Annotated in this window: 8 protein-coding genes; 5 read left to right on the top strand and 3 right to left on the bottom strand. The window is 72.4% G+C overall.

Annotated elements, in window-relative coordinates; genetic code table 11:
• From CCN51_RS28150 to CCN51_RS28130, 4 genes are all read left to right on the top strand, one after another.
• The coding region (locus CCN51_RS28150) for a UTRA domain-containing protein (RefSeq protein ID WP_086860206.1) at positions 1–511 on the top strand (511 nt) is incomplete at its 5' end.
• Positions 512–589: 78 nt separating this feature from the next.
• Complete coding sequence (locus CCN51_RS28145) at positions 590–1,003, top strand: hypothetical protein (RefSeq protein WP_055413888.1); 414 nt, start codon at positions 590–592, stop codon at positions 1,001–1,003.
• Entirely contained in the window at positions 1,000–1,194 is a 195-nt protein-coding gene (locus tag CCN51_RS28140; RefSeq protein WP_014174792.1) for a hypothetical protein, read from the top strand. Before CCN51_RS28145 ends, CCN51_RS28140 begins: the two co-directional genes overlap by 4 nt.
• A gap of 625 nt (positions 1,195–1,819) precedes the next feature.
• Positions 1,820–2,776: an alpha/beta hydrolase gene (locus tag CCN51_RS28130; protein WP_014174790.1), complete on the top strand. Its 957-nt coding sequence runs from the start codon at positions 1,820–1,822 to the stop codon at positions 2,774–2,776.
• Positions 2,777–2,786: 10 nt separating this feature from the next.
• Here the strand turns inward: CCN51_RS28130 and CCN51_RS28125 are convergent, their stop codons facing one another.
• Entirely contained in the window at positions 2,787–3,956 is a 1,170-nt protein-coding gene (locus CCN51_RS28125) for a PucR family transcriptional regulator (RefSeq protein WP_043486361.1), read from the bottom strand.
• Between the two features lie 27 nt (positions 3,957–3,983).
• Between CCN51_RS28125 and CCN51_RS28120 the strand changes: the two genes are divergently transcribed.
• Positions 3,984–4,964: an extracellular catalytic domain type 1 short-chain-length polyhydroxyalkanoate depolymerase gene (locus CCN51_RS28120; RefSeq protein ID WP_014174787.1), complete on the top strand. Its 981-nt coding sequence runs from the start codon at positions 3,984–3,986 to the stop codon at positions 4,962–4,964.
• On the opposite strand, the gene CCN51_RS28115 is transcribed toward CCN51_RS28120, so the two are convergent.
• Both CCN51_RS28115 and CCN51_RS28110 read right to left on the bottom strand, forming a co-directional pair.
• Entirely contained in the window at positions 4,961–5,647 is a 687-nt protein-coding gene (locus CCN51_RS28115) for a response regulator transcription factor (RefSeq protein WP_014174786.1), read from the bottom strand. The genes CCN51_RS28120 and CCN51_RS28115 overlap by 4 nt on opposite strands.
• 163 nt (positions 5,648–5,810) lie before the next feature.
• Complete coding sequence (locus CCN51_RS28110) at positions 5,811–6,818, bottom strand: sugar phosphate isomerase/epimerase family protein (protein ID WP_014174785.1); 1,008 nt, start codon at positions 6,816–6,818, stop codon at positions 5,811–5,813.
• Positions 6,819–6,821 lie beyond the last annotated feature (3 nt).

Below are 6,821 nucleotides of genomic sequence, written 5' to 3'. Positions count from 1 at the left end.
CGTGGCCCGTCCGGCCGGACGCCGGAGTTCCAACGATCGGGTGACAGAAGGACGCCCCTACAAGCGGTTGGGCACGCCGACCAAGGAGGTTCCGCCCCAGCGGGTCGCCGACGCGATGCAACTTCCGGAGGGCGCTCAAGCTCTACGCCGGGCGCGGCTCGTGCTCCTTGACGACGGAGATCCGTTCACGCTGGTCATCGCGTGGTTCCCGCAGGACATCGCGGATAATTGCCCGCGGCTCGGCATGAAGGGACCGATCGCAGAGGGGACGACGAACTACGTTGCCCGCTGCACTGGGCGGTCTCCGGCGAGGGGAGTCGACACCCACACGGTGCGGCTGGCGGCGAAGGAAGAAGCGGAGTTGCTGAGGCTGTCTCAGCCTGCGGCGGTAGCCGTTGCCTTGCACGCGGCCTATGACCGAGATGGTCGTGCCCTGGTCTGCGAGGAGGGCGTGACATCGGGCGATCTGTGGGAGTTGACGGACAGCTACACGATGGGGGCTTCGAGTTGACGACCCACTTGACTGGACCGGTCAACCGGTCCAGTGTGTAGAGGGTTGCACACGCTCCCTCACGCACTGGAGCCGACCATGACCAGAGCCCTGCCATGGACACCATCGAGCGGATACGACGTCAAGGTCTTACCAGCGGGCACCTGGTGGGACGCCGTGAGAGCCTCGGGGCTCGTCGGCGAGCATGCGCTGAAACTGCTTGGGGACGAGTCCGGCGCCGTGATCCAGGACAAGCACGGCCCTCTGTACTGGCTTGTGGAGCCGGGCTCCGCCGGCGACTGGGACGTCCGACAGATGCACGTACTCGGCGCGACAACCGCAGGGGCAAGCTACGTCGGCGTACCGCCGGCGCACTGGACGGGCCCACCGGGCATCCATTGGCGCATTCCGGTGGGCCCGGGCCGCTACCTCACCGACGCCGCGCTGTTGCGCCGGGCGCTCGCCCTGGCCGCCCTCGCTGAGCTCGGCCCCGCCGAGGAGGCCGACCGGTGACCTCCCAGATCTGCGCCCGCTGCGACAAGCCGACCAAACAGCCGGTCATCGTGGGGCACGTGCACTCCGCCAGTTGCGGCGGCCGCACTGCCTACGCGTGCCCCGGCTGCGCGCCGAGTTTTCCGAAGCAGCCGGACCCGCTCGCCGAGCTTGCCGCCCTGCGCCGCGCCCGAGAGCGGGGCCGGGTATGAGTGCCCCGGTCGGTGCCCGGCGTATGTCCCCGTACTGCGCGCTGTACACGTCCGAGCCCGACGCCACGCCCGACGAGATCCATGATCTTTGCCGCGGCCCGCACGAGGTCCGGCTGAAGCCGGTGCCGCCCGCGACTCGCGGCGTGCTCATCATGACCGTCCGCTGTGACTGCGACTGCCACAAGGCCCCGCCGGCAGACACCACGTAGACCGGTGGGCCGCTGGTGGTCCGGTTCCCCCGTCCCGGACGCCCCTGCGCCAGCGGTCCACCTCTCAACGCCCGCCCGCCTCCGTACCGCCCCTCGGAGTCGGGCGGGCACCCAGCCCTCGCCCCGGTCGCCCGCCAGGAACGACGGATGGTGGCGCGCGCCGAGTGGGTGTACGCCCAATACCAATGATTTTGTGGTGAGTTTGAGACGGCGACACGCCGTCCCTTCGGCGTGTCGCCGTCTCAAACTCACCACAGATCCATGCCTCGACCGCGTACGTCCGGCCGGGGCCGTTGTCCCCTGAACCCATGGGGCGGATGTGGCTCATGGGGCCGCACGGAAGTCGGGTGACGGGGGCTGTTGTCCCGACGCCTGTCTGATGACCCGCGCGGCCACCCCGTGGCACGGTGTGGGACATGGCCCACGACTACCCGTTCGACTCCGAACTCGCCGCGGCCGTCGCCCTGATCCCGCCGGTCGACCTCTCCGACCTGGCCGCCGCGCGGGCCGCACAGGCGCGGGAGGTCGCCGGGCGGCTCGCGGCCGTGGACAGCGCCGGGGTGGAGGTCGGACAGGCGGTGGCGCCCGGACGGGAGGGCGCGCCGGACGTGGCGCTGCGCACCTACCGGCCGCTGGGCGCCGCCGGGCCGCTGCCCGCCGTCTACAGCATCCACGGCGGTGGCTTCATGCTGGGCTCACCGGACGTGGACCACGCCTTCAACCTGCTGCTGTGCCGTGATCTTGACGCCGTGGTGGTCTCGCCGGACTACCGCCTGGCGCCCGAACACCCCTTCCCCGCCGGCCTGGAGGACTGTTACGCCGGGCTGTGCCTGCTGGCGAAGGGCGATGCCGGGCCGGAGGTGGCGGCCGACCGGATCGCGGTCCTCGGCGACAGCTCCGGGGCGGGCATGGCCACCGCCCTGACGATGCTCGCCCATGCCCGCGGTGGCCCCGGGATCCGCTTCCAGGTCCTGTTCAGCCCCGCGCTCGACGACCGGCTGGACACGCCCAGCGCGCGGGCCTTCACCGACACTCCCGTATGGACCCGCCACCTCGCCCGGCAGAGCTGGGAGGCGTATCTGGGGGCCGGGGTGCCCGGTACGGGGGACGTATCGCCGTACGCGGCCCCCGCCCGGGCGGGTGTGGCCGGGCTGCGGGGGCTGCCGCCCGCCTATGTCGCGGTGATGCAGTTCGACCCGCTGCGCGACGAGGGCATCGACTACGCACGCGCCCTGCTGGCCGCCGGCATCCCCACCGAACTGCACCTCTTCCCGGGCACCTTCCATGGCGCGGTGGCCGTGGAGTACGCCGGGGTGGTGCGGCGGATGGGCGACGAGACGGTCGCGGTCCTGCGGCGAGCGCTGGGCCGATGAGAGCCCGCGTTCAGTTTGGTGCTGTAGCCAATCGCCGTGCGTACAGGGCGAGTTGGGCGTGGAAGCGGTGTTCGGGGTCGCGTAGCCGCCAGCCCAGTGCCGCCTCCACATGGGCCAGTCGCGCGGCCACGGAGCTGTGGTGCAGATGCAGTTCCGCGGCGGCCTGGCGCAGCGAGCCGGTACGGCAGAAGGCGGCCAGCGCGGCGATGGTCAGGTCCCCGTTCGGCTGGGCGGCCAGCGCGTCCAGCTGCCGTGCCTCGGGCAGCGCGGCCAGCCGCTCCGCCGGGATGTCGGCCAGCAGCGCGACCGGGCCGAGCGCGTCATGGTCGGCCACCGCCTCCCGCGGGCTGCCCGCCACCGCGAACCGCAGCGCCGTACACGCCTGTGCCCAGGAGTCGCGGGCCGCCAGCGCGGGGACCAGGCCGCCGACGCCGACCCGCAGCCGGCGCGCCGTGTCGCGCGCCACGTCCGGGCCGCGGCGTGGGTCGGCCACCGCGGCGCGCAGCGCCGGGGCGGGCGAGTCGGCCGCCGTGTCGGGGGATTGCACCAGGACCGTGCCCCACGGGCCGGTCCGGGTGACCCGGACGACGGCCTCGAGCCTCGCGCGGCCGAGCAGCGCGACCGCGTCCAGGCCCGCGTCGACGGCCGGGGCGCCGCGGACCGCCACCATCCGCAGCGGCAGTTCGGGGGCCAGGCCCAGCAGTCGTAGCGCGCGGGCGCGGTCATGGTCGGACTCGCGCTCGGACAGCACCAGCTCCATCAGCGCGGGATCGGCCGCATCGGGCGGACCAGGCGGACGAGGGGCGAGCGGGGCAGCGGGCGCAGGGCCGCCGCACAGCGTCCGTGCGGCGATGGCCATCCATTCGAGGATCAGCTCGTCGAACGGGCCCGGTGGCCCCGGCCGCTCCAGCCACACCCGCCCGGACGGGCCGAGCTCCGCGCCCTGGGACACCGCCTCCGGCTCACCCGGGAGGGCGGCGCCGCCCGGTCCGAACCGGGCCCTGCGGCCGTCGGGCAGCTCCAGGCCCGCCGCGCACTCCGCGAGCCCCGCGGTGGACCGGACCAGCGATATCGCATCGAGGGCGCCGCTGCCCAGCAGCGCCTGGAAGTGGGCGATCACGCGAACCGCGGTGGCGGCATCCGCGTCGAGCGCCGAGAGCCGCAGCAGCAAGCCCTTCACAGCCACCAGTGTAGAAAGGACAGGGACATGACCAACAGCCCCGCGTCGGCGGGAACCACCGCCACGTCCGCAAGGCGGCGCAGCACACCCAGGTCGGTGCTCGCGGCGTTATTCGGCGGCATCCTGCCGCTGCTCGCGTCGCTGCTCATGCTTTCGCCGTCTCCCGCGGCGGCGGCCTCGCTCACCGAGGTGACCGGATTCGGCAACAATCCGAGCAACCTCAGGATGTACCAGTACGTGCCGAGCAACGTCGCGGCGCGCCCCGCGATCCTGGTCGCGGTGCACTACTGCACGGGCTCGGGCCCCGCGTTCTTCTCCGGCACCGAGTTCGCCTCGCTGGCCGACCGCTACGGCTTCATCGTCATCTACCCGTCCGCCACCCGCAGCGGCTCCTGCTTCGATGTCTCCTCACCGCAGGCGCTGCGGCACGACGGGGGCAGCGACCCGGTGGGCATCGTGTCGATGGTCCGCTACGTTCTTCAGCACAACAACGCCGACCCCAGCCGGGTCTACGTCACCGGAGCCTCCTCGGGCGCCATGATGACCAACGTCCTGCTCGGCGACTACCCGGACGTGTTCAAGGCGGGCGCCGCGTTCTCCGGCGTACCCTTCGGCTGCTTCGCCACCACGGACGGATCAGGCTGGAACACCGCCTGCGCCAACGGCACGATCACCAAGACGGCGCAGCAGTGGGGCGATCTGGCGCGCGGCGCCTACCCCGGATACACCGGAGCCCGGCCGAGGATGCAGCTGTGGCACGGCACCGCGGACACCACCCTGCGCTATCCGAACTTCGGTGAGGAGATCAAGCAGTGGACGAACGTCCTCGGGGCGAGCCAGACACCCGCGAGCACGGACAGTCCGCAGACCAACTGGACCCGCACCCGCTACGGCGCCACCGGTGACCGGGCCCCCGTCGAGGCCATCAGCATCCAGGGCACGGGACACTCGCTCCCGCTCGCCGGTATGGCCGCCCGGGCGATCACCTTCTTCGGCCTGGACAGTTAGAACTGGTCGCGCGGCGGCGCGGGCCGCACCAGCCCGGACTGGTACGCGATGACGACCAGCTGGGCGCGGTCCCGCGCCCCGAGCTTGTTCATGGCCCGCTGGACATGCGTGCGTACGGTCAGCGGGCTGACGAAAAGCACCTCGGCGATCTCGGCGTTGGACTTCCCCTCGGCCGCCAGCGCCATCACCTCCCGCTCGCGGGCGGTGAGCGAGGCGAGGAGTTCGCTCGGCGCCAGCGGGGCCTCGGGGTCGGGGGCGGCGAGGAAGCGGGTGATCAGGGCGCGGGTGGCCACCGGGGAGAGCAGGGAGTCGCCGGAGGCCACGGTGCGGATGCCGGTGAGCAGTTCATCGGCGCCCACGTCCTTGCCGAGAAAGCCGCTCGCGCCCGCGCGCAGCGCCCGGGCCACGTATTCGTCGGTTTCGAAGGTGGTGAGGATGAGCACACGGGTGGCGGACAGCTCCGGGTCGGTGCAGATCGCGGAGGTCGCGGCCAGGCCGTCGGTGCCGGGCATACGGATGTCCATGACGACGACGTCAGGGGCGTGTGCGCTGGTCAGCGCTGCCGCCTCCGCGCCGTCGGCGGCCTCCGCCACCACCTCCATGTCCTCGCAGGAGTCGATCAGGATCCGGAAGGTGGCCCGCAGCAGGGTCTGGTCGTCGGCGAGCAGGACGCGGATGGTCATGGGGCGCGGTCTTCTTCCGGCTCGGGGGCGCAGGGGTGCGGCGGCCCGTCGGCCGGCCGCTGTCACCATGGTGAGCCATCCGGTGTAGGAACGGCCTCAGGGCCGTCCGTGACCCTCGCACGGACGGCCCTTCCCCCCTGGGCCCCACCCCTGACGGTCCCCTTCAGCCGTTCCCGCCGCCGAAGGCCGCGTCGAAGGAGGCCGCCGGCGGGTCGAAGTCGTACGCCTTCAGCCGCCGCAGCGCCTCGGGCGCGCCCTGCAGCCGGTCCATCCCGGCGTCCTCCCACTCCACCGACACCGGCCCGTCGTATCCGATGGAGCGCAGCATCCGGAACACGTCCTCCCACGGCACATCCCCGTGTCCGGCCGAGACGAAGTCCCAGCCGCGCCGCGGGTCGCCCCAGGGCAGATGCGAGCCGAGCCGGCCGTTGCGGCCGTCCAGCCGCTTCCGCGCCTCCTTGCAGTCCACGTGGTAGATCCGGTCCCGGAAGTCCCACAGGAAGCCGACCGGGTCCAGGTCCTGCCAGACGAAATGGCTGGGGTCGAAGTTGAGCCCGAAGGCGGGGCGGTGGCCGACCGCTTCGAGCGCGCGGTGGGTGGTCCAGTAGTCGTACGCGATCTCGCTGGGGTGCACCTCGTGGGCGAAGCGCACGCCCTCCGCGTCGAACACGTCCAGGATCGGGTTCCAGCGCTCGGCGAAGTCCTCGTAGCCGCGCTCGATCATATGCGGCGGCACCGGCGGGAACATCGCCACCAGATGCCAGATGGAGGACCCGGTGAAGCCGATGACGGTACGGACCCCGAAGGCGGCCGCGGCCCGCGCGGTGTCCGCCAGCTCGGCCGCCGCCCGCTGCCGCACCCCCTCCGGGTCGCCGTCGCCCCAGATCCGGCCCGGCACGATGGCCTGGTGGCGCTCGTCGATGGGGGAGTCGCATACGGCCTGGCCGACCAGGTGGTTGGAGATGGCCCAGCACTGGAGCCCGTACTTCTCCAGCAGCTGCCGCCGGCCGTCCAGATAGCCGGGCTCGGAGAGCGCCCGGTCCACCTCGAAGTGGTCGCCCCAGCAGGCGAGTTCGAGTCCGTCGTAGCCGAAGTCGCGGGCCAGCCGGCAGACCTCCTCGAGCGGCAGATCGGCCCACTGTCCGGTGAAGAGTGTGAATTGTCGGGGCATCCG

Origin of the sequence: Streptomyces milbemycinicus (assembly GCF_002154605.1) — a bacterium.
Taxonomy (GTDB): Bacteria; Actinomycetota; Actinomycetes; order Streptomycetales; family Streptomycetaceae; genus Streptomyces; species Streptomyces milbemycinicus.
Note: the sequence above shows the minus strand (reverse complement) of the source record. Positions and strands in the feature narration are given on the sequence as shown.

Bases quoted from the DNA above. Each gene is read 5' to 3' on its own strand.
- CCN51_RS28110 (WP_014174785.1), bottom strand. From the start codon at position 6,818: ATGCCCCGACAATTCACACTCTTCACCGGACAGTGGGCCGATCTGCCG.
- CCN51_RS28120 (WP_014174787.1), top strand. From the start codon at position 3,984: ATGACCAACAGCCCCGCGTCGGCGGGAACCACCGCCACGTCCGCAAGG.
- CCN51_RS28115 (WP_014174786.1), bottom strand. From the start codon at position 5,647: ATGACCATCCGCGTCCTGCTCGCCGACGACCAGACCCTGCTGCGGGCC.
- CCN51_RS28130 (WP_014174790.1), top strand. From the start codon at position 1,820: ATGGCCCACGACTACCCGTTCGACTCCGAACTCGCCGCGGCCGTCGCC.
- CCN51_RS28145 (WP_055413888.1), top strand. From the start codon at position 590: ATGACCAGAGCCCTGCCATGGACACCATCGAGCGGATACGACGTCAAG.